Genomic DNA, 20,739 nt, shown 5'->3' on the forward strand with positions numbered 1-20,739 from the left:
GCGACCACCGGAGGCTCGGGCGCGGCGACGGCTTCGACGGGCTCGGACGCGATCTCGGCATGCTGCGCCGCAGTGGGCAGTTCGACCCAGCACCGGGCGCCGTGCAGCGGGTGCCCGGGCAACCGCAGCCTGCGACCGGCCCCGCCCTGCACCCGCGCCCAGTCGAGATCCACTCCACGCTCGTAGAGCCGACTCAGGATGCCGAGCGCCCCCGCGGAATCGGCCGAGCCGAACAGGATCTCGGCATCCGCACGACCCGCGAGATCCTCGGTGAGGTACCGCCCGAGCATGCCCTCCCGGCTGGGATCGACGAAGACGACCGGCCCATCCCGCAACAGCATTTCCGCCGCCGCGAGCAGACGCGACCGGTCCACCGCGGGGGTCTCCGCGGCAACAGCCAATTCGCCCGGATCGACAGGCTCCCGCGACCCGAGCAGATAGCGTGCCGCGAACTTCGACGCGCCCCCGCTGAGCACGGCCGTGAACTGAATCCCACAGGCCCGCAATCGATCGTGCACCGCGAGCTGTGCTGCGAGCACTGCGGCCGTCTCCCCGTTCGCGGGCAGCTGTTCCGGCAGTGCGGTGCCACCTTGCCCGGTCGGCAGAGCACCCGGCGAGAGCAACAGCGCCACTCGCGGCGCAACCGGCTGCACACCGTCCGAATCGACTGCAGCGCCGCGCGTTTCGAGCAGATCGGCCAATTCCGTGGTGCTGCTCGCACATACCGCGATGCGATGGCCGAAGTGCGCACGGCCCCGGCCGAGCGTGAACGCCACATCCGCGAGATCGATCGAATCGTCCCGCATACGCCCCGCCAGCGAGCCGCACAGGTCCGCGAGCGCCGTCGCCGTCCGCGCCGAAACCCCGATCAGCCGGGGCACCGGCTCGCGACTCGCCTCGGCCGGTTCGGCTTCCGGCTGCGGTACCGCATCGGGGGCCTGCTGCACGACGCAGTGGGCGTTGGCGCCACCGAGGCTGTAGGAGCTGACACCCGCCAGGCGCGGGCCGTCGCTCCGCCACGGTCTCGATTGCGTGACCACCTCGAGGCCGGCCGCGGCCAAGTCGAGATCGCCAGTGGGACGGTGGAAGTGGAGCGAGGGGAAGAGTTGTCCGTCGGCGACCGACAGGACGGCCTTCACCAGGCCGGCCACACCGGCGGCGTGATCGAGGTGGCCGATATTGGTCTTCACCGATCCGATCGGGAGGGCGGTGGCGCGCTCGGCGAACGCGGTGCGCAGGCCCTCCAGCTCGACGGCGTCGCCCAGCCGGGTGGCGGAGCCGTGGGCTTCGAGGTATCCGGCATCACGGGGATCGGCACCGGCCTTGCGCCAGGCGCGCGCGATGACCCGGGCCTGCGCGGCGGCGCTGGGGGTGCTGATGGTTGCGGCGGCATGGCCATTGTGCAGGACCGCGCTGCCCCGGATGACCGCGTAGACCGGAGCACGGTCGGCGCGGGCACGCTCGAGCGTGGTCAGCAGCAGCGCCGCACCGCCTTCGCCGGGGACTGTGCCGTCGGCGTCGGCGTCGAAGGCTCGGACCCGGCTGCTCGGTGAGGCGATCTCGGTCATGGTCTGCACGGCCCAGGCCGGAGCGCCGTGCGCGCGGACACTGACCCCGCCGGCCAGCGCGTAGTCGGCGTCGCCGCTGCGCAATTCGCGGCAGGCGTGGTGGACGGCGATGAGGGAGGCGTTGCAGCCGCTGTCGACGGCGTAGCAGGGGCCGTCGAAGCCGAGCAGGTGTGCGATGCGGGCGGGGACGCCGAAGGGCAGATTGCCCAGCATGGCGAGGGGGCCCGGGTCGACGGCCATGGCGTGATAGCTGGGCATGGGCGCGCTGAACACCACCGCGGTGGTGGCCGCGCGCAGGGTGGCTGGTGCGTAGCCGGCATCCTCGATGGCGCGGTGCGCCAGCTCCAGGGCGATCCGCTGCTGCGGATCCATCAGGGCCGCTTCGCGTTTGGACAGGCCGAAGAACGCGTAGTCGAAGGTGTGGATATCGGTGAGGTGCCCCATGGGCAGATACCGGACGCGGCGGTCCAGGGCGGTCGCCGAGGCACGAGACTCCGGCATGGGGCCGATCGAATCCCTTCCGGCGGCGAGGTTCTCGCGGAACTCGTCGAGGCTCGCCGCGTCCGGGAAGCGCGCGCCGATGCCGATGACGGCGATGTCGCCGTCGCGTGGTGCGGGTGCGGTCACGATGTCCTTCACACTTCGAATGCCAGGGGAACGTCCGCCGGTGCGGCGGGCTGCAACAGGTCGGCGGGCAGTGCGGCCGCCTGCGCGGCCACGGTGTCCAGATCGAACAGCAGGCCCACCGAGATGGCGTCCGGCCAGCGCACCTGCAGACGCATGTGCAGAGCGACCACGCGATGGGAGTTGCCGCCCACGTCGAGAAAGCGGTCCGCGCGATCGAATTCGTCGTGCAGCAGCACCTCCGACCAGATCTCGCCGAGGGCACGCTCGGTCTCGGTCCAGTCGTCCCGCGACACCGCCTGCCGGACCGTGGAACCGGTCAGCAACGCGCGCAACGCCGCCTCGTCGAGCTTGCTGCTGCCCGGCGTGATGGGAAGGGCATCGACGGTCACGAACCGTGCCGGAACCGCTTCCGGCACGAGGCGTTCAGCGCAGAATCCGGCCAGCGCGCTCGATGCGGGCGTGGTCGCCGCGGTGTCCAGCGGCACCCAGAAGGCGGCCAGATACACCGAGTCGTCGACATCGGCGACCGGCAGCACGACCGCTTCACGCACGGCGGGATGGTCTTCGAGCACCGCCTCCACCGCGCCGCGTTCGATCCGCACGCCACGGACCTTCACCTGATTGTCGACCCGGCCGTGAAATTCGATGTCACCGTTCGTGTCCGCGAGGGCGAGGTCGCCGGTGCAGTACATGCGAGCACCCGGTTCGGCGGCGAAGGGGTCGGCCACGAATCGAGTCGCGGTCAGTCCGGGACGGGCCGCATAACCGTCGGCGATCTGCCCGCCACCGAGGTACAGGTCGCCGCGAGTGCCGCTGCGCACGGGGCGCAGCTTGTCGTCCAGCAGGTGAGCCGTCGTGCCCGCGGCCGGCTTTCCCATCGGGACGACCCGCCGCGGCGTGTCCGCGACGTACGGGCCGATGCAGGTGATCGTCGCCTCGGTGGGGCCGTATTCGTTGTGCAGCGCCACGGCGGGCAGTACTTCGCGGTGCTCGTCCACCAGGCGCGGCGGGACCGCCTCCCCCGCCAGGATCACCGTTCGCAGCGTCGGCCGTAGCTCGGCCAGCCGTGGCAGCGCCAGCCGATAGAACGACGGCGTCGCGATGAAATGCGAAACACCCCGGCTGCGAGCGAGTTCGGCGACGGCGTCGACATCTCGCACCATCCGGTAATCGGGAAACACGCTGGTGCCGCCGACCGCGAGCGGCCAGACCACACCCAGCAGGGAACCGTCCCAGATCAGCCGCAGGGCCGAGAAGGTGACCAGCGCACCGTCGGTGTGCGCATTGTTCCGGGACCCGATCTGGGTGGCGAGGTTCGCGCGCGACACGACCACCGCCTTCGGAACACCGGTGGAGCCGGAGGTGGTGATGGCATAGGCCGGGGCGAGCCGCGGCGGCGGGCCGGGCAGCGGGATCTCGGGTGGATCCACCCGCGCCGCGATATCGATCACCGCCGGACCAATCGTCGCGTCCGCCAGCACCGCCGCCGCATCGCCCGGAGTGAGCGGATCCCGGCCATCGATGATCACCGCGGCACAGTCCAGCGCCTCCAGCACCGCACCGAGCGACGACTCGCCGCCGTGGCCGGGTTCGATGACACACCAGGCCGCAGCGGCGCGCAGGGCCGCGATCATGCCGATCACGGTGTCCAGGTGCTGCTGCTGGTAGACGACGACCGTCTGCCCGGGCCGCACCCCGGCCACGAGCAGGCGGCGTGCGAGAGCCGTTGTCGCGGTGTCCAGTTCGCGGTAGGTGAGAGACCGATCCCCGACCACGACCGCGAGACGATCGGGCACCCGCTCGAACTGGCGCATCAGGCCGCCGAGCAGATCCACGCTCATCGAACCACCTCGACATGACCGGTGCCGCCGATGTTCTCGGCGGGCACGGTGCACACGAGCAGGATGCGATCGCCGTCCTTCTCGGCCACTTCGAACCCGGCGAAGCGCAAAGTCACGAGCATGACCCGATTCCGTGGTGTGGCAACGAATTCCGCCGCAGGCCGCAAACCGGCCGCGTGGGCACGGCGCACCACCTCGGCGATGAGAGTCGTGCCGACGCCGCGCGACATGACACGACAGGACATGAGCAGCAGGAGCAGCACCGCATCGGGGCCGCGCCGTTCGGTCACCGCCAGCCCGATCGTGCCGTAGCCGCCGAAACGGTCGGTCAGGGAAGCGACGAGCACCTCATGGCGCGGGGACGCGCACAATGCCCGCAGCTCGTCCATGTCGAAGGTGGCGCCGGTGGTGTTGAGCTGGTGGGTGCGTTCGGTCAGCTCGTGTGCGCGAACCAGATCCGCCTCGGTCGCCTGGCCGACGGTCATGACCAGATCCAGCGAGGCCAGGAAATCCGCGTCCGAGCCGCTGAATTCGGCTTCGGATGCTTTGCGCTCCCGTTCCGCGCGATACAGCAACCGGCGCTGCCGTGCCTCGGATGTCGTTGTGGCCGTGGTGAATTCGGAGAGGCCGGGGAGTTCGGCGATCCGGTCGGCAGGGTAGCACCGGACCTCCGGGAGGACGGCGGCCACCTCGGCCAGCTCGACCGGATCATTGTCGACGAAGGCGATCGTATCCGGGCCGATATTGAGGGATTCCGCGATCCGGCGAATGGCCTCCGACTTGGGACCCCAGCCGATCTCGACGGCCGAGAACATGTCCTCGATACCGTGCATGCGCAAATGCGCTGTGGCAACGTCTGGTTCGCCACGACTTGCTACGGCATGCAGAATGCCGCGTTCATCCAGTGTCCGGATCGTTCGCAGCACTTCCGGTTTCGGCGTACCGCCGTCCGACTCCAGCACAACGCCGGGCCACACCGTATCGTCGAGATCCCAGACCAGGCACTTCACCGTCGCCGCCATTACACCCTCCGTAGCAGGCCGGCGCTCCACGCGGCGACCGGGCTGCTGTTCAACAACAGCGCGTATTCACCGGATGCACGAGTGGCCGCGGCGGCCTCCAGATTGACCAGCATGTCCATCGAGCCCAGGTGGCCGTAGGCCGCGAGATTGGTTCGGCAGACCTTGTCGACGGGGCGGTCCAGGGCCTCCTCCCAGAAGGCGAAGGCGCCGGCCGACAGATTCTGCATGAGGATCGTTCCCACCTCGCCGTCTCGAATGCCATTGCGTCGCAGCAGCTCCGGAATAATGGCGTCGAATCGCTTCTTGCTCTCGACCGCGAGCCGGAACGAGTAGGTGGACTCGTCCGCGCACACCTCGGCCCAGTCGCCGGAGCCGATATCGCGGTAGTCGATGCGGAACAGGTCCGCGTATTTGCCTTCGCTGCGCACGATCTGGTCGACGAACTCCCAGCGGCCGGGGCCGGAGGTGGTGACCAGCAGTGCGGCCGCGCCGTCACCGAGCAATGTCATGGGGGCGCGGTAGCGATTCCGGGTGGGCGTCCTGGCGGCCGTGACCACCAGAACATTGCGGCAGTGGGCATCCGCGCGAACCAGGCTCGCGGCCAGAGTCAGTGCGGCGGAGACCGATACACAGCCGAGGTCCCCGGCCGCCGTGGTGAAGGCGCGGGCCGCGCCGATCCGGTGTTGCAGTCGGGTCGCTTCCGAGGCGAGCAGATACTGCGGCGCGCGGCCGGTGACCAGAATCAGCGCGTCCAGATCGGCGGCCGCGAGACCGGCCTCGTCCAGCGCCGCGCGTGCCGCCTCGGCGGCGAGATCGACCTCGGTCATATCGTCAGCGGTGCGCACCGTGTCGATGCCCAGGGCCAGGGCGTGTTCCCGGCGGTTCGTGGGCAGATCGGCCAACTCCCCCAGCGTGGCGACCGCGGCGGTCCGGTCCGGGAACCAGGTCGCGACCGGACCCAGCAGCACGCGTTCGTTCATGATCGCGCACCCCGCATGACGTGCTCGCCCATGGCCACCTCGGCGACCTCCTGTGCTCCCTCGATGATTTGCATGACTTTGGCGTCGCGATAGAAGCGGCCGATCCGGCTGTCCGGTGCGCAGCCCGCCGCGCCGAGTACCTGCACGGCCCGTTCACTGACCGCCGCCGCGACGCCGGCCGCGGCGTATTTGGCGGCAATCGTGAAGATCAGCGCCTGGGGCGATCCCGTGATCCGCGCATCGGCCGCGCGTTCGCAGAGGGCTTGCGCACCTTCCACATCCGCCCAGCAGCGGCCGAGCGCGGCGCGGATCAGCTGATGTTCGGCCAGCGCGGTGCCGCCCTGGACGCGGGCGGCCGCATGGGCGGCCGCATCGCCGAGGCAGGCGCGGGCCAGCCCGACACCACCCCAGGCGACGGTGTAGCGGCCGTGATCCAATGCGGTGCCGAGGACATGGGACAGACCGAACCCCGGTGGTGCGATCAGCTGGGTGGCGGGTATGCGCACGCGGTCGAACCGGACGGTCGCCAGCCGCGCGCCGCGCAACCCGAGACCGCTCTCGGCAGGTTCCACACCGACCCCGGGCCGGTCCCGATCCACCAGTGCGGCACACAGTCCGCCCGGCGCTCGACCGAGCACGAGGTAGACGTCCGCACGCTGACCGAAGGTCACCCACAGCTTAGTGCCGGACACCAGGACATCCGTGCCCTCGGACTCGAAAGCCGTAGCGACAGCGGACAACTCGGTTCCGGCGCCGGCTTCGGTCGCCGCCAGCGCGGCGATGACCTCACCGGCGGTGAGCCGGGGCAGCCACGCCTCGCGCTGCGCGGCCGTACCCCACCGATCCACTGCGGCGGCCACCATGCCGTGCACGGTCACCAGCGAACGCAGGCTGGTGCACGCGTGCCCGAGCGTCGCGGCCAATCGCCCGAGCTCCCGCGCATCGAGCTCCGCACCACCGAAGCACGCGGGCCGATCCGCTCCCAGCAGCCCGTTCCGAGCCGCAAGCTCGATCATCTCGTCGGGCAGACCGTCCCGATCCCACCGTGCCGCATCGCGGGCCGCAGCCTGCACGAGGTCGTCCACTTCGATCACGAGTGGCTGTTCCCGCCCTGCTTGCGCACAACGAAGGCCGCCGCACGCGCGGCACTCCGAAAGTTGTCGAGCTCGAGATCATCGACATCGACCGAGATCCCGTAGGTGCTCTCCACGTGCACGACAATCTCCAGCGCCCGCAGTGAATTCACCAGTCCGAGCGCGAAAATGTCGTCCTCCGGCGCCAATTCGATCTCGGCCATCGACCCGAAGTAGGCCAGCAACTCCTGCGTCAGCTCCGCCCCATGCCGCACGCCCGGCTCCAGATCCTCCACCAACACTCCCTCTCAACGACCTCTCACGGCGAGCACGTCAACCCGTCCTCCCGCGTAGACCACGACACCATCGCGGCTTCTCCCGGACAAGCCCCGGGTTTCACGGGCGGACCGGCACGGATGCGATGCAGCGGGGTTCGAGTCCCGCCTCGCGCAACACCCGAGCACGTTCTGGCCTCACGCTGACGCGAGAACGTGTGTTCTATCCCCACTCGAACACCCAGCATCCTCCGGGCAGCACCCTCGCCGCCGTACGCACCCGCCCGTTCCCAACACGGGAATCATCCACCAGCTATGCCGTGCTGTCACCAGTCACGAGTTGCCAATCCGTCAATATGTTGATGAAACATACTGGTGCACAATTGGATTGATGCATCCATAGCCGCCGCGACCCGCGCATCCACAACGGTGCCGGTTCTGCCGCCCGCAGGCCTGTGGGCGGCAATGGCAGACCAAATCGCCCAGGACGCGGGTGATGTGGATTGGTCCGGCACAACCGGCCACGAACTGCCACGCCAGAAGTAACCGATGAGCAGATGTTCACCGAGCAGGTAACCGCCGTGGACATTTGTAAGCCACAACAGCCACTCCAGCCCCTGCCCGCACAACCCCTTGCTGGGTTCGAACACCGACCGGTTGCCTTTTTGCACCTCAATAGCACCGGTTCCGAACTGCTGTAGTGGAACGAAGGAAGCCACAGGTCTCTGACCTGCGGCTTCCTTTATGGTGGTTCTAGCTGGGATCGAACCAGCGACCCCTCGCGTGTGAAGCGAGTGCTCTCCCGCTGAGCTATAGAACCGTAGCTCGTCGCTCGAGGCGACTGTCCGGCTCGGGGTCTCCCCGCTCCGGCTGAGAGAACATTAGCGCGTCCACCCACCGTCATGCCAAATCGGGTGCACCATCGCTCGCTGCGACGCGTGGTAGCCGACTCGGTCGGTGTCGGCCGGGGCGTCGAATTCTGCTGCAGTGAGGGCGATTTCAGCGGCAGTGACGTTGTCTTCGACGTGGGCGGCCATGGCCAGATCCGCAGGAGCGAGCCGGCGCTACGGCGAATCGAACAGCTCGGCGACCGCGGCCACCGTGACAGCCCGGGTCAGCCAATCCGACAGCCGCTCCAGATCAGCGCATGCCAGAATCCGCTCACGGGCGGGCCCGTCAACCTCGATCCCCAGAGCGCGCAGAACCGTGAGAATCGCCGAAGCCTCCCCCTCGGCCCGGCCTTCGGCCATGCCTTCCGCCCGACCTTCCGCCACGCCTTCCGCATGACCGATCGCCTGGTGACGCCGGGCGAATTCGCTCTCCCACTGGTAGTTCTCGACCGAAATCGACATGATGGCCTCCAGCTCGATACGGGCTGCCTCAGGCAGTCGCGCGCTGATGTAGTCATAGTAGATCAGGCCCCTCGGGCCCGAAGGTCCCGAGCGCCCGCAGCACCATCTCTAGTTACTGGGCGCCGCGACTCGTCTTGCACATGCCCGGGAGCCGACAGCAGCACCAGTTCGGGCCATTCTCGCGCTTGGTCCGGGTCGGTGACCGGTCCCAACCGCCCCGGCCAGTACGTGATCGGCGTGAAGACGAAACCCGGATGGCCGGTCTGGATCGGTTGTCCGACAGCCGCCGCGACTCGCTCGATCGGGAGTAAGCGAAAAGCCCGGCGCCAGGGTAATCGTTTGCACTGGTGGGGCATTCGCGGGCAGCGGTCCGGTCGCATGCCGAAACACGGTCGTATTTTGGTGGATACATGGCGGCGCCTTCGGCCGGTGTACTTTGCCAGGGTTACGGTGCCCGAGCGATCGGGTGCAGATTCACCACGGAGGATCCAATGAAGTTGCGTATTGCTGGAGTACTCGGCGCTGCCGCGGTGGCCGGGATGGTGGCGGTGCTGGTGCCCGCGACCGCGGGCGCGTCGACCGGCACCCTGGTCTCGAACGGCAGGGTTCTCGTCAACCCGTCCGGTTGTGTCCGGATAAAGCTCACCGACCTGGACACGACTACCGTGACGAACTCGACCGACCAGGACGCCACCTTCTACGCCAGCATCGACTGCTCGGGCGATCCGATCGGCACCGTGGCGGCCGGAGCGGCCGGCACGCCCCCGATGGCGGGCAGCTTCTCCATCAACTGACGACTGTGCACCTGGCCAGCGCATCGCGCCTGGCCAGGCTTCGGTTCCCCATGACCCTCACCGCTCGAGCCGGGGCGCCGAGGGCGTGAAGACGACCTGGTGCCGTTTGACCGACGCCGAGGCGGGTACGCGAATACGAAACAGATCGCGGCATACACCCGGAGGTCGAGAACCGTGGAAATCGCAAAAGGAACGCGTCTGGTCCCCATCCACGACACCGCGCTCGGTGCTTCCATTCAGGTCACAGCGGTGCGACACAACCCGATTCCGTACGCGGAGGTTCGACCTGTCGGCGGCGGCCGGGTGTGTGCGGTATCGCTCAGCGATCTGCAGCGTGATTTCCGCATCCTGCGCAAAAGCGTTTCGGCCGAGAATGATTCGACCGACGGATAGCTTCTCGACTCTGGATCGGTCCGCCATCTCAACACCACATCGCTGCACCGGGTCAGACTCAATACCGCGGCGGCCCGGCTGGACGCCAGACGATCGGCTCGTCAATGTCGGTCGTCGCCGTCGTTCGCCTGCGTCGTTCCAGGACGATGAGCGCGGCGCCGCCGACGAGGCCGACGGCGGCCAGGATCGTGCCGACCAGGCCCAGGGTCGGCCGATACAGCCAGAGGGCCAGGAACGCGACGGCAGTGGCGAGGACGCCGAAGAACATCAACGCGAAGCCCAGTTCCGGCTGTCGGCCAGCACCTCTCCCTGCTGCAGCTGCGTCGCGCGGGAAAGATCCGCAGCGCCGTCGAGCGGCGGAAACTCCGACGCTCCTTCCGTGGTCATTGTCGATACCTCACATCCGGCCCGGGCGACACGCCCGACGCCTGCTCTTCGGGGGTACCCGCAGCCAGGGGTCCAAACGATGAATGCGGGAATCGCAGAAGGTACGACTGGAAGGAATCCCTTGCGAGACTTCACGTGTGGTCGGTGCGGACAGCGATTGTCGTTCGAGAATTCGGTCTGCCTGAGGTGCGGCGGGGCACTGGGGTTTCACCTGCCCAGTCGCGCCCTGCTCGTCCTCGATACGCGCGGGACGACCACTGTCGACGGTCAGCGCTGGCGGACATGCGGCAATCTGCAGCGCGCCCGGTGCAATTGGCTGGTCCCAGCGGCAACCGGGGCCAGCGGTGAATTGTGCCGTTCGTGCCGGTTGACCCGAACCCGGCCCGCGGACGACAACTCCCTGGCGCTGGCCCAATTCGCCGAAGCCGAGACGAGCAAGCGGCGGGTGATCTTCGAGCTGAACGAACTCGGGTTGCCGATCGTCGGGCGAGACGAGGATCCCGACCACGGCCTGGCTTTCGATCTGTTGTCCAGCGCGGGTGAGGAGGTGACGACCGGCCACCACAGCGGGCTGATCACGCTGGACCTCGCCGAAAGCGACGATGTGCACCGCGAACGACTCCGCGTATCGATGGACGAGCCATACCGGACGCTCGTGGGCCACTTCCGCCACGAACTCGGCCACCACTACCAGCAGGTTCTGGTGGGCGACGGCCTGCGGGAGCCGAGATTCGAAGCACTGTTCGGCGACCCCGACGAGGACTATGTGGCCGCACTGGACCGGAACTATCGGATCGGCCCGCCACCGGACTGGCCGGATCGGTTCGTCTCCTCGTATGCCGCAATGCATCCCGTCGAGGATTGGGCCGAGACCTTCGCCCACTACCTCCACATCCGTGAAACCCTCGATACCGCAGCATCATTCGCGATGACCTCGGCAAGCACCCGATCAGAAGTGCGGCTACCCGCCAACACCGGTTTCGATGGCCTCATCGAGCACTGGCTGCCACTGTCATGGGCCCTCAACCAGGTCAACCGATCGATGGGCCACCCCGACCTCTATCCCTTCGTCCTGACCCCGGCGGCACTGGACAAGATGCGATTCATCCACGAGTTGATCGGCCGCGCAACAGCTTCGGTAAACCGGACATAGCCGCCCGAAACCATCCACGCCGAATCGACGCTGGACGGCCTCCAACCATCCCACCGAGCCAAGGGCCCCACTCGACCCGCATCGCTGCTACCCAGCGAAGTCATCTGGGAGGATCTGGAAGGCGGAGTAGCGGCTCAACGGCCGGAGCGTGCGAAAGTCCCTGCGGTCCAACGTCAAGATCCGATCGGTGTCGAAGTGGTCGGCCAGCACGACGCAGGTCGCATCGACGATATCGAGATTGAGGTCGTAGTATGCCGAACGCAACTCCAGAGCCGAACGCAACTGTGCGGCACCGATTTCCCCGAGCACAATACGAGTAACTGCGATACGGTCGGCCAGTTTGCCCAGCACCGCATCGGCGACCTTCCGGCCGGCACGGACGCTCGCCACATGATGCACCGCGGTCAGCGTCAGCGGGCTCACCACCAGGGCGCTCGCGGCATCCGCCGCCCGTCGGACCGCGAAATGCTCGGGATCGGACCGATTGAACAACGCGAGCAAGCCCGAAGTATCCGCGACGACAATCATGCGGGCCGATTCATCGCATCGTGGATATCGTCCTTGCCGATTGGACCACCCATATCGAAGGTGTCCTCATCGTCGACCAGCGGCTCCTCCCAGCGACGATGCCGCATGAGGTACTCCCGAACCGCGTCCCGGGTGATCTCGTGCTTGGAGCGCCCTTCGGTCTCGGCTTGCGCCTCGAGCGCAGCCTCTTCATCGGCGGGAAAACGCATCGTCCAGGCCACAACGTGATGATACTACGTGTGATACCACCGCGGGGGGGAGACGGCGGCAAGCACCCGGTGGCACCCGCAGCTCTCACACCTCGGGCAGCGGCGGCGAGGGTGTGAAGACGACCGGGAGGGCGGTCAGGGCGCGATGGAACGGTCCTGGCCGCCAAGACAATTCGGGGGCCGGGACCGCCAGCTGGATTTCCGGGAGGGCGTCGAGCAGCTGGTCGACGGCCTCCTGGGCAATCAGATAGGCCAGCGAATTGGCGGGGCAGGAGTGCGGGCCCGCACCCCAGGCAAGATGCGAACGGTTACCCGCCAGCTCCTTGTCGCGGATGGCCGGATCGGTATTGCAGGCCGCCATGCTGATGACGACCGGTTGGTGCGCGGGCAGCCAGTGGTCGTCCAGGAGAACGGGCCGGGGCGGAAAGCTGATGCAGAAGTTCGCCATCGGGGGATCGTCGAAGAGCACCGCGTCGAGCGCGTCCCGGGTGGACAGGCTGCCGCCCAGCGCACTGCCGCGGAACCGGTCGTCCACCAGGAACAGCAGCAGCGTATTGGCGATCAGATTCTGCTGCGGCTCGATACCCGCGCCGTAGAGCGTGGCCAGCTGGTGCACCATTTCGGTCTCGCTCAGATCGGCGGGATGGCGGAGCATGCGGGTAGTGACGTCGTCGCCCGGGTGCGCTCGTTTGTACACGGTCAGCCGCAGCAGAGCGTCCACGAGCAGTTTGTTGCCCTGTTCCGCGCCGACGCCCTCGAAGATGGCGCGGAAACCCTCCGCCGCCTGCCCCGCGATGTCCACCGGGCAGCCGAGCAGGTGGTTGAGCACCCGGAATGCCAGCGGAAAAGCGTAGTCGCGCACCAGATCTGCCGACCCGGACGTACAGAACGTATTGATCAGCGACACCGCGACCCGTTCCACCGTGCCCTGCAGACCGTACTGATCGATTCCGGCCAGCCCGGCGGTATTGATCCGCCGGTACCGCGCGTGCTCGATTCCCGCATTACGCAAGGCATTCGGCCGCCACTGCATCATCGGCAGGGCCGGACAGTCGGCGGGAACCCCTGCCTGCCACTCCCGTGGATCGGCGGGAAAACGGTCCGGGTCGTTGAGAATCCTTACCGCCGTGCGATATCCGAGCACCAGTGTGGCCGGCACCCCGGGCGCCAACTCCACCGGAGCCAACGCCCCGAACTTGTCCCGCATCTCCCGATAGACCCGGTGTGGGTCGGCCGCGAACTCCGGCGTGTAGATGGGCACCCGCGCACCGGCGGCATCGACTACCGCGGCATACCGGCCGCCCGCGGTCGGCACTGACTCTGACATCGAACCCACTCCACATACTGCGCAGCACTCCACCGACGCCCGACACCGCACGTCCCGGACCCGGACCGAGGTGTCACCCTACCGACGCGAGCGCTCCCCCGTGTGCCCATCGCGTTCTTTTCCGCGCGGCGTATGCGACCGGGGGAATCCGGCCGGGTTCGACGAAATCATTGACAAGGGTGATCCGGCGTCGCAGGCTTTACGAGGCGCAATTGTTGTCTAGACAGTTGCTGCGGTATCCGGTTGTCAGTGATCGTCGCCGGAGCGGCGGGGAGAGCTGCACAGCGCACGGAGATTCGGCGGACGCGGTGTCATCCGCGTCCGATCTCATAGTTCGGACGGAACCTACCAATGCGGAGGTTGAAATGTCTGATCGCAAGGGCCGAAAACCCAGCCAGACGGCAAACAAGGCCAAGCAGGGCATGAAGGACCAGGGCCAGCGCATGGAACGTGACGTGGACCGTTTGGCCGACGACGCCAAGCGCGATATGGACCGGGTGGGCGACGGCATGAAGCGAGAAGGCCAGCGGGCGCGGTCGGACATGGAGGACCGAACCAAGGAGATGAAGCGGAAACTGCAGCACCACTAGCTCTGCCGTTCGACGATGGCCGGTCCATCGGAGATCTCCGATGGACCGGCTATTCCACCAGCTCGAAGACGAAATCGCTGGTACCGATCCGGATTTCGTCACCGTCGGACAGCACCGCGCTGTCGCTGATCCGCTCACCGTGCACGAACACCCCGTTGGACGATCGCAGGTCGCGGATCACGAAGCTCAGGCCGGTGTCCACGATGACCGCGTGATGGCGGCTGACCTTGCCGTGCGAGAGCACCAGATCGTTGTCCGGCAGACGTCCGATGCACAGCGCTGTGGACCCGAGGCGGATGATCTTCCCGGTGTCGTCGCGAAGCTGCGCGGTTGCCGACGGCGAACGCTCGTCGATGATCGTGACCGCCACCGCGGCGGTCGCGGCCGCGGCCTCCTGCGCGGGCAGCGGCTCCTGCCGCAGTATCCGGCCCTCGAGCTCCTGTAGCTGGCGGCTCGGATCGATGCCCAGCTCGTCCGCGAGCGCGCTGCGCAGCTGCCGGCAGGCGCCCAGCGCATCGGACTGACGCCCGCACAGATAGAGCGCCGAGATCAGCTGGCACCAGAGGGGTTCGCGCAGCGGGTGCTCGGCGGCCAGGGTCATCAGTTCCGGCGTGATCTCCTGCGCCCGGCCCCGGGCGATCTCCGCTTCCGCGCGGGCGGTGAGGGCGATCAGCCGTTCTTCCTCCAGCGCGGTGGCGAACGAGTCCGCGAAGGACAGCTCACGCAGGTCGGCGAGCGCCGGGCCATGCCATTCGTCGAGGGCTGCGGTGAAATGGTCGGTCGCCTCACCGAAGCGACGATCGGCCATCGATCGAAGACCGAGCGTCTTCTCGGCCAGGAATCGCCCCAGATCGCAGGACCGGTCGTCGATGGTGAGCCGGTACCCCGGTGCGACCGTGGCGAGGACGGCTCGGGGATCGATTCCGGCGTCGCGCAACAACTTCCGCAGGGTGGAGATCACCACCTGCATGCCGGCCCGGATGTCCGACGGGAGTTCCTCGCCCCAGGCCGCCTGCGCGAGCGCCTCCACCGAGACCGCCCGGCGGCGGTTGATGACCAGCATCGCGAGCACGGCGCGCTGCCGGGGCCCGCCGAGCCTCTGCTCGATCCCGTCGATCGTCATCCGCAACGGGCCGAGGAGCCGGAATCGAAGACGTTCGCTGGGCATGCTCTGTCCGCTCCGAGGATTGCCGCTGGGCCGCACCCGCATGATCAAGTCGATTATCCCTCGCCGAGCAGCGAACCGGGGGCGCCTGCATCGGTGCAGCGCCCCCGCTCACTCGCCGGCCGGAGGTACGTCGACGATTCTGCGTGGCGACGACTACACGCCGTCGGCGCCGCCGACACCGTCGAACGGGATGCCATCCAGCCCCTGATCGTCGGGCGAGAGACTGTTGTCCGGGTTGTCGTAGTTCCACCCGGAGTCGGAGCCGGTGACCTCGACGCCGTAGATGTACTGGTCGAAGGTGGTCACGTCGTTGTCGTCACCGCACACGATGTGGATGTCGTAGACGCCCAGCGACAGGCCGTCCAGCCCGCTGAGGGTGTACTCGGCCACCGGTCCGAAAAGGCCGTCGAAACTGGTGTCCTGAATCTGGCCGTTCTGCAGCGCGTCCACGGTGCAGCTATCGGGCTGCGCCAGATCGACGGTGATCATGCCCTCGCCTCCGAAGGCAACGGCGGACTGCTCCGGCACGGGGGCGGCGTGGCCGCCGCCGAGGCGATACCCGCTCCCAGTGCGGAGATTCCGATGATCGCGGCGACTGCGGAGGTCCGGGCGACGGATCGAGTGCGGTTGGTGAACATAGTGGTGACTCCTTCTTCTCGGGTGTGGAGTGTCTGAGGAGAAAAAGGATGCGAGCCGATTCTTCCCGACTTCTCACGAAGTTCTCCGGGCTCGATTACCTCGATGAGACCTGCTGCCACCAGGCGAACAACTGCTGCGCCCGGTCGGAGTGACCAACCGCGAATCCCAGGACGCGATCGGGCTCCGAGGTCCAGAAAACGCCGGCCATCGGCGGATTATCGGTGGACAGGTAGCATCCGACCTGCCCTGTCGGCTGGGCTCGCCCGGGCGCCGTAAAGGAGTGCGGCCGACTGCCGTCCGGGCAATCGACGATCTGAAGATGGTCGGCGTACAACGTATAGGCATCCCGCAGCGAGGTGACGTCGGCGAAGGAAAGATAGCGAGCCGACGGGACCGAATCCGGAGGATCGCCGCCCGCACAATGCAACTGCGCCAACGCTATTCGGGGAGTCGGCGGCCATTCGGGCGTGCACGTGTCCTGGGAATACCCGGGAGGCAACAGCTTCAGTAAAGCGACCTCCGCGGCAGACAGCTTCGAGGTCCCGGCCCACGGGGGGCTCGGCGGGCGAGCGGCGATCCACACCCCGAGGCCGGCCGCCGACACGACCACGGCCGCGGAAACCATCAACCACCTGCGCCGTTTCGATCGACCGCGCCGGGCGGGCAGCTCGGTTCCCGTGGGTGCAGCCGCGGTACCGTCCGGGACCGTGCCCGCCATTCGCTGATCCCCACCGTGCAATGCGCGACGAGCAGCGTACGCCAATTCCGCGGCCGTCCCGAAACGATCGTCGGAATCCTTCGCCATGCCCCGTGCGATCACCTCGTCGAATGCAATCGGAACCCCTGGATACACCACACTGGGACGCGGAATCGGGTCGAACAAATGGCCGCTGATCACCCTTTCGATAACGTCGCCGACGTAAGGGCAAGTGCCGGTGAGGCACTCGTGCAGAACACACGCCAGCGAATAGATATCAGTCCGGGGGGTGACCTCTTCACTCTGGAATCGTTCGGGTGCCATATAGGCGCAGGTTCCGATCGCGGTGCCCGTGCTGGTCAATCCGGGACCGGTCGGCGAGCGGGCGATACCGAAGTCGACGAGGTAAGCGAAGTCGCCGTCGGTGATGAGAATATTGGCCGGTTTGATATCTCGATGGATCAGTCCGTCAGCGTGCGCGGCGTCCAATGCCGCCGCGATCTGGCCGATGATGGTCACCGCCCGTTCCGGTGGCATAGGACCGTCACGGGACAGCAAGCTGCCGAGGTCCGCCCCGCGGATGAGGCGCATATCGATGTAGAGCAGCCCGTCGATCTCGCCATAGTCGTGGATCGGAATGATATGCGGCTCCGACAACCTTGCGGCAGTGTGCGATTCGCGGCGGAACCGCTGCCGGAAGCGGTTGTCCGCCGCCAGATCTTCGGGCAGCAGCTTGAGTGCCACCGTGCGGTCCTTGATCGTGTCGTAGGCCTCGTAGACCTCGCCCATACCGCCGCGACCGAGCAACTTCACGAGCCGGTAGTGCCCGAATACCGTGCCCACCCGCGAATTTCGCGCCGCCTGGCTCATGTCTCCGCTCACCGGTATCTCCGCTACGTGGATCCGACCTGCTGTTGCCACCAGGTGAACAGCTGCGGCAGGTCCCCGGTGGCGTTGCCGAAGACGATGCTCAGGACAAGATCGGGTTCAGCGGTCCAGACGATCGCGGCGAGCGTGGGCAGGCAAGCGACCTGACCGGTCGCCTGGTCCTGGCCGTGCGCCGTGTACGGGCCCGGTGTGCTTCCGTCCGGGCACTTTTCATCTCCGGCGGAGTGCCCGGAGGTCCATTGGTTGTAGCCGTCGTGGAGTGCCGCGATGGTGCCGTACTGGGAGAAGAAGGCGTCGCGAACAAAGGGTTTCCCGCCCGGCACGCAATACAACTTGGCGGTGCCACCGGGCGGTGGATCAACGTGCGAGCAGGTGTGCTCGTCGTTTCCCGGCGGCACGAGCTTCACCAGCGCGAGCTCCGCAGGCGTGAACTGCTTGGCCGATGTAGGTGCCGCGGACCCCGTGATCGATGCCGTGGTGCCGTTTCGGTTCGAACGATTCGCCAGCCATATCCCGGCCACGACGGAAATCACCAGCAGCACCGCCACCACGGCCGTCCCGATGCGCCACCGCTTCCGCGGTCGCAGCACTTCGGCCGGCTGTCGCGGTGCGCTGATGATCGGGGCACGGTTCCTGCTCAGGATGGTGGCCGCAGTGTGCCGGTCGGTGTCACCGAGAGCGTCGTGTGCGGCGCGGAACAGATCCCCTGCGCGGGCGTAACGATCGGCGGGGTCTTTGGCCATGCCCCGCGCGATCACGTCATCGAAGGCGGCGGGGATGCCCCGGCGGGCCCGGCTGGGATGCGGGATCGGATCGAACAGATGGGCCTTGATCACGACCTGGACGCTGTTGCCGGGGAAAGGCCTTGTCCCGGTGAGACATTCGTGTAGCACACAGGCCAGTGAATAGACATCGGTGCGAGAAGTGATCTCCCCTTTACGGAATCGTTCGGGCGCCATGTAGGCATAGGTTCCGATCGCGGTGCCCGTGCTGGTCAATCCCGGACCGGTCGCCGAGCGGGCGATACCGAAGTCGACGAGATAAGAAAAGTCATCGTCGGCGACGAGAATGTTGGCCGGCTTGATATCCCGATGGATCAGACCGTCGGCATGAGCCGCGTCCAATGCCGCCGCGATCTGGCCGATGATGCCCACCGCCCGACTCGGCGGCAGCGGTCCATCGCGGGACAAAATGCTGCCGAGATCCTCGCCACGGATCAAGCGCATATCGATATAGAGCAGCCCGTCGATCTCGCCGAAGTCGTGGATCGGAATGATATGCGGCTCCAACAACCGTGCGGCAGTGTGAGATTCGCGACGAAACCGTTCCCGATAACGGGCATCGGCCCCCAGGTTTTCCGGCAGGAGCTTGAGCGCCACCGTGCGGTCCTTGGTGATGTCGTAAGCCTCGTAGACCGCGCCCATACCGCCCCGTCCGAGCAATTTCACGAGCTGGTAGTGCCCGAATTTCGTGCCTACCCGCGAATTTCGCGCTGTCTCGCTCATTGGAAACCACCCCGGCTCTTCCACCACCCGAGTAATTCCTGCGCGTCGCCCGGCTTGTCCGCGTACGCGATCCCCACGGCGAGATCGGGTTCGTTGCTCCAGATGATCCCCGGAACCGAGGGATCGTCATCGGAGGCGAAGCAGCCGAACTGGCCGACGACGTCGCGCTCGGGTCGGCTGCCGTTGTAGTAGTCGCCCCCTTGCGAACCATCCGCGCACCGCGCGGGATGTACTTGCTGACTGACGACCTTGTAGAACGCGCGAACCAGATCCACGGTGGGAAACAGAAAGAATCGGGCCGCCGGAACCCCGGTCGCCGGCTGGCAATTCAAGGCATCCATCTGTACCGAAGCCTTCGAATGTCCGGCATCGTGCAAACAATTCGCTCGGGTGTATCCGGTGGGGACGAGCTCGAGCAGCCGCAGGTCGGCAGTCGAGTATCGATTCGGTACGGGCGCACCGTCTCCCGCCAGCGCAAGGGCGGCAGCCACCACGAGCGTCGCCAGAACGACGATCCCCGCGCGCCGTTTCGAAAGAACGGGCCGGGCCGGCTGCGGCTGCGGCTGCGGCTGCGGCTGCGGCTGCGGCTGCGGCTGCGGCTGCGGCTGCGGCTGCGGCTGCGGCTGCGGCTGCGGCTGCGGAGCCAGGGTCACTGATGGACCGCCCGCTTCGGTCGCCTCGAACTCCGGCGCCCGCATTGCGTCGGTGGCGATGGGCGCGGCTTCGGTGGCGGTGGCGGCGAGCAATGCTTCGGTGGCGATGGGCGGCCCGGCCTCGGTGTCGCCCAGGATCGTCGCGGCCGACTGCTGCTCGGTGCTGTCGAGCGCATCGCGGGCGGCGCGGGCCAGCTCGCCCGCTGTCCGGTAACGGTCGGCAGGCTCCGTAGCCATGCCGCGCGCGATCACCGCATCGAACGCCGCCGGAGTTCCCGGATGCACCACGCTGGGACGCGGAATCGGTTCGAACAGATCGTCACTGATCCCCGCCTCCGCACTGCCACTGGAGTACGGGCGGGTGCCGGTGAGGCATTCGTGGAGAACACACGCCAGTGAATAGATGTCAGCTCGGCCGGTGATCTCTTTGTCCTGCAAGACTTCTGGAGCCTCGTTGCCAGAGACTCCTGCCCGGGTGTCCCTGCCGGTCGATCCGGAACCGGCAAAAGAGCGGCCGATACCGAAGTCGACCAGATAGGCGAAGTCGTCGTCGCCGACAAGGATATTGGCGGGCTCGACGTCGCCGTGGATCAGCCCATCGGCATGCGCCGCGTCCAGTGCCGCCGCAACCTGACCGACCACGGCCACCGCGGTGGCCGCATCCATCGGGCCGTGCCGGGCGAGCAGCATTCCGAGGTCGTCACCGCGAACCAACCGCCGATCGACGTAGAGCAATCCGTCGATCTCGCCGAAGTCGTGAATCGGGACGATATGCGGTTCCTGCAAACGTGCCGCGAGACGTGATTCGCGGCGAAATTGCTCCCGGTAGCGGGAATCGGCGGCCAGGTCTCCAGGCACCAGCTCGAGCGCAACCGTGCGGTCTTTGACCGTGTCATACGCCTCGTAGACATCCCCCACACCACCGAGCCCGAGCAGCCTTTTCAGCTGGTAGTGCCCGAATGTCGTGCCTACCCGCGAGTCCGCCGCCGACTGGCTCATGCCGGTATGCCTGCCTCCCGGAAGGTTGCAGGGACGTCACCGCCTACTTGCGATACCCGACCATAGCCCGC

General features: G+C 67.3%; 20 protein-coding genes and 1 tRNA gene. 3 read left to right on the forward strand and 18 right to left on the reverse strand.

The annotated features are described in order from the left end of the window. From ACFXN1_RS03510 to ACFXN1_RS03550, 9 genes are all read right to left on the reverse strand, one after another. Positions 1–2,207, reverse strand: a 2,207-nt coding sequence (locus ACFXN1_RS03510; RefSeq protein WP_379463478.1) for a beta-ketoacyl synthase N-terminal-like domain-containing protein, incomplete at its 3' end; no start/stop codon positions are given. Next, a complete protein-coding gene (locus ACFXN1_RS03515; RefSeq protein WP_379445507.1) occupies positions 2,204–4,036 on the reverse strand; it encodes an amino acid adenylation domain-containing protein in 1,833 nt (610 codons plus the stop codon). The genes ACFXN1_RS03515 and ACFXN1_RS03510, both read right to left, overlap by 4 nt. Continuing rightward, a complete protein-coding gene (locus ACFXN1_RS03520; RefSeq protein ID WP_379445508.1) occupies positions 4,033–5,058 on the reverse strand; it encodes an HAD-IIIC family phosphatase in 1,026 nt (341 codons plus the stop codon). Before ACFXN1_RS03520 ends, ACFXN1_RS03515 begins: the two co-directional genes overlap by 4 nt. Further along, positions 5,058–6,038 (reverse strand): 3-oxoacyl-ACP synthase, encoded by a 981-nt coding sequence (locus ACFXN1_RS03525; RefSeq protein ID WP_379445510.1) that lies wholly within the window; start codon positions 6,036–6,038, stop codon positions 5,058–5,060. The genes ACFXN1_RS03520 and ACFXN1_RS03525 overlap by 1 nt, the downstream gene beginning before the upstream one ends. Then, entirely contained in the window at positions 6,035–7,132 is a 1,098-nt protein-coding gene (locus ACFXN1_RS03530; RefSeq protein ID WP_379445511.1) for an acyl-CoA dehydrogenase family protein, read from the reverse strand. Before ACFXN1_RS03530 ends, ACFXN1_RS03525 begins: the two co-directional genes overlap by 4 nt. Continuing rightward, positions 7,129–7,407: an acyl carrier protein gene (locus ACFXN1_RS03535; protein WP_379445512.1), complete on the reverse strand. Its 279-nt coding sequence runs from the start codon at positions 7,405–7,407 to the stop codon at positions 7,129–7,131. The genes ACFXN1_RS03530 and ACFXN1_RS03535 overlap by 4 nt, the downstream gene beginning before the upstream one ends. A 305-nt stretch (positions 7,408–7,712) precedes the next feature. Then, complete coding sequence (locus tag ACFXN1_RS03540) at positions 7,713–8,105, reverse strand: hypothetical protein (RefSeq protein ID WP_379445513.1); 393 nt, start codon at positions 8,103–8,105, stop codon at positions 7,713–7,715. Between the two features lie 26 nt (positions 8,106–8,131). Then, a tRNA-Val gene (locus ACFXN1_RS03545) sits at positions 8,132–8,206 on the reverse strand. Between the two features lie 244 nt (positions 8,207–8,450). Continuing rightward, positions 8,451–8,738: a hypothetical protein gene (locus ACFXN1_RS03550; protein WP_379445515.1), complete on the reverse strand. Its 288-nt coding sequence runs from the start codon at positions 8,736–8,738 to the stop codon at positions 8,451–8,453. Positions 8,739–9,229: 491 nt separating this feature from the next. Here ACFXN1_RS03550 and ACFXN1_RS03555 point away from each other — a divergent pair, with 491 nt between their 5' ends. Then, positions 9,230–9,532, forward strand: coding sequence for a hypothetical protein (locus ACFXN1_RS03555; RefSeq protein WP_379395442.1), 303 nt, complete (start codon positions 9,230–9,232; stop codon positions 9,530–9,532). 451 nt (positions 9,533–9,983) lie between these two features. On the opposite strand, the gene ACFXN1_RS03560 is transcribed toward ACFXN1_RS03555, so the two are convergent. Beyond that, complete coding sequence (locus tag ACFXN1_RS03560) at positions 9,984–10,193, reverse strand: hypothetical protein (RefSeq protein WP_379445516.1); 210 nt, start codon at positions 10,191–10,193, stop codon at positions 9,984–9,986. Positions 10,194–10,433: 240 nt separating this feature from the next. Between ACFXN1_RS03560 and ACFXN1_RS03565 the strand changes: the two genes are divergently transcribed. Further along, positions 10,434–11,465, forward strand: a complete 1,032-nt coding sequence (locus tag ACFXN1_RS03565; RefSeq protein ID WP_379463479.1) for a putative zinc-binding metallopeptidase — start codon at positions 10,434–10,436, stop codon at positions 11,463–11,465. An 87-nt stretch (positions 11,466–11,552) separates the two neighbouring features. On the opposite strand, the gene ACFXN1_RS03570 is transcribed toward ACFXN1_RS03565, so the two are convergent. From ACFXN1_RS03570 to ACFXN1_RS03580, 3 genes are all read right to left on the reverse strand, one after another. Beyond that, positions 11,553–11,993 (reverse strand): type II toxin-antitoxin system VapC family toxin, encoded by a 441-nt coding sequence (locus tag ACFXN1_RS03570; RefSeq protein WP_379445518.1) that lies wholly within the window; start codon positions 11,991–11,993, stop codon positions 11,553–11,555. After that, positions 11,990–12,214 (reverse strand): ribbon-helix-helix protein, CopG family, encoded by a 225-nt coding sequence (locus tag ACFXN1_RS03575; protein WP_379395452.1) that lies wholly within the window; start codon positions 12,212–12,214, stop codon positions 11,990–11,992. Before ACFXN1_RS03575 ends, ACFXN1_RS03570 begins: the two co-directional genes overlap by 4 nt. A 73-nt stretch (positions 12,215–12,287) precedes the next feature. Next, positions 12,288–13,529 carry a cytochrome P450 gene (locus tag ACFXN1_RS03580; protein WP_379445520.1) on the reverse strand — a complete coding sequence of 414 codons (1,242 nt, stop codon included), beginning with the start codon at positions 13,527–13,529 and terminating at the stop codon, positions 12,288–12,290. Between the two features lie 365 nt (positions 13,530–13,894). On the opposite strand from ACFXN1_RS03580, the gene ACFXN1_RS03585 reads away from it, so the two are divergent. Then, positions 13,895–14,119, forward strand: coding sequence for a hypothetical protein (locus ACFXN1_RS03585; RefSeq protein WP_379395456.1), 225 nt, complete (start codon positions 13,895–13,897; stop codon positions 14,117–14,119). 49 nt (positions 14,120–14,168) lie between these two features. On the opposite strand, the gene ACFXN1_RS03590 is transcribed toward ACFXN1_RS03585, so the two are convergent. The 5 genes from ACFXN1_RS03590 to ACFXN1_RS03610 all read right to left on the reverse strand — a co-directional run bounded on the left by ACFXN1_RS03590 (position 14,169) and on the right by ACFXN1_RS03610 (position 20,668). Next, a complete protein-coding gene (locus ACFXN1_RS03590; RefSeq protein WP_379445521.1) occupies positions 14,169–15,287 on the reverse strand; it encodes a BTAD domain-containing putative transcriptional regulator in 1,119 nt (372 codons plus the stop codon). A gap of 153 nt (positions 15,288–15,440) precedes the next feature. After that, entirely contained in the window at positions 15,441–15,815 is a 375-nt protein-coding gene (locus ACFXN1_RS03595; RefSeq protein WP_379445523.1) for a hypothetical protein, read from the reverse strand. A 205-nt stretch (positions 15,816–16,020) separates the two neighbouring features. Further along, positions 16,021–17,505: a serine/threonine-protein kinase gene (locus tag ACFXN1_RS03600; RefSeq protein ID WP_379445524.1), complete on the reverse strand. Its 1,485-nt coding sequence runs from the start codon at positions 17,503–17,505 to the stop codon at positions 16,021–16,023. Positions 17,506–17,516: 11 nt separating this feature from the next. Further along, positions 17,517–19,016 carry a serine/threonine-protein kinase gene (locus ACFXN1_RS03605; RefSeq protein ID WP_379463480.1) on the reverse strand — a complete coding sequence of 500 codons (1,500 nt, stop codon included), beginning with the start codon at positions 19,014–19,016 and terminating at the stop codon, positions 17,517–17,519. Beyond that, positions 19,013–20,668, reverse strand: a complete 1,656-nt coding sequence (locus ACFXN1_RS03610) for a serine/threonine-protein kinase (RefSeq protein ID WP_379444918.1) — start codon at positions 20,666–20,668, stop codon at positions 19,013–19,015. Before ACFXN1_RS03610 ends, ACFXN1_RS03605 begins: the two co-directional genes overlap by 4 nt. Positions 20,669–20,739 lie beyond the last annotated feature (71 nt).

This window comes from Nocardia sp. NPDC059154, assembly GCF_042755705.1.
Classification (GTDB): domain Bacteria; phylum Actinomycetota; class Actinomycetes; order Mycobacteriales; family Mycobacteriaceae; genus Nocardia.

Bases quoted from the DNA above. Each gene is read 5' to 3' on its own strand.
- ACFXN1_RS03580 (WP_379445520.1), bottom strand. From the start codon at position 13,529: ATGTCAGAGTCAGTGCCGACCGCGGGCGGCCGGTATGCCGCGGTAGTC.
- ACFXN1_RS03590 (WP_379445521.1), bottom strand. From the start codon at position 15,287: ATGCCCAGCGAACGTCTTCGATTCCGGCTCCTCGGCCCGTTGCGGATG.
- ACFXN1_RS03520 (WP_379445508.1), bottom strand. From the start codon at position 5,058: ATGGCGGCGACGGTGAAGTGCCTGGTCTGGGATCTCGACGATACGGTG.
- ACFXN1_RS03560 (WP_379445516.1), bottom strand. From the start codon at position 10,193: ATGTTCTTCGGCGTCCTCGCCACTGCCGTCGCGTTCCTGGCCCTCTGG.
- ACFXN1_RS03605 (WP_379463480.1), bottom strand. From the start codon at position 19,016: ATGAGCGAGACAGCGCGAAATTCGCGGGTAGGCACGAAATTCGGGCAC.
- ACFXN1_RS03585 (WP_379395456.1), top strand. From the start codon at position 13,895: ATGTCTGATCGCAAGGGCCGAAAACCCAGCCAGACGGCAAACAAGGCC.
- ACFXN1_RS03525 (WP_379445510.1), bottom strand. From the start codon at position 6,038: ATGAACGAACGCGTGCTGCTGGGTCCGGTCGCGACCTGGTTCCCGGAC.
- ACFXN1_RS03610 (WP_379444918.1), bottom strand. From the start codon at position 20,668: ATGAGCCAGTCGGCGGCGGACTCGCGGGTAGGCACGACATTCGGGCAC.
- ACFXN1_RS03555 (WP_379395442.1), top strand. From the start codon at position 9,230: ATGAAGTTGCGTATTGCTGGAGTACTCGGCGCTGCCGCGGTGGCCGGG.
- ACFXN1_RS03515 (WP_379445507.1), bottom strand. From the start codon at position 4,036: ATGAGCGTGGATCTGCTCGGCGGCCTGATGCGCCAGTTCGAGCGGGTG.
- ACFXN1_RS03550 (WP_379445515.1), bottom strand. From the start codon at position 8,738: ATGTCGATTTCGGTCGAGAACTACCAGTGGGAGAGCGAATTCGCCCGG.
- ACFXN1_RS03570 (WP_379445518.1), bottom strand. From the start codon at position 11,993: ATGATTGTCGTCGCGGATACTTCGGGCTTGCTCGCGTTGTTCAATCGG.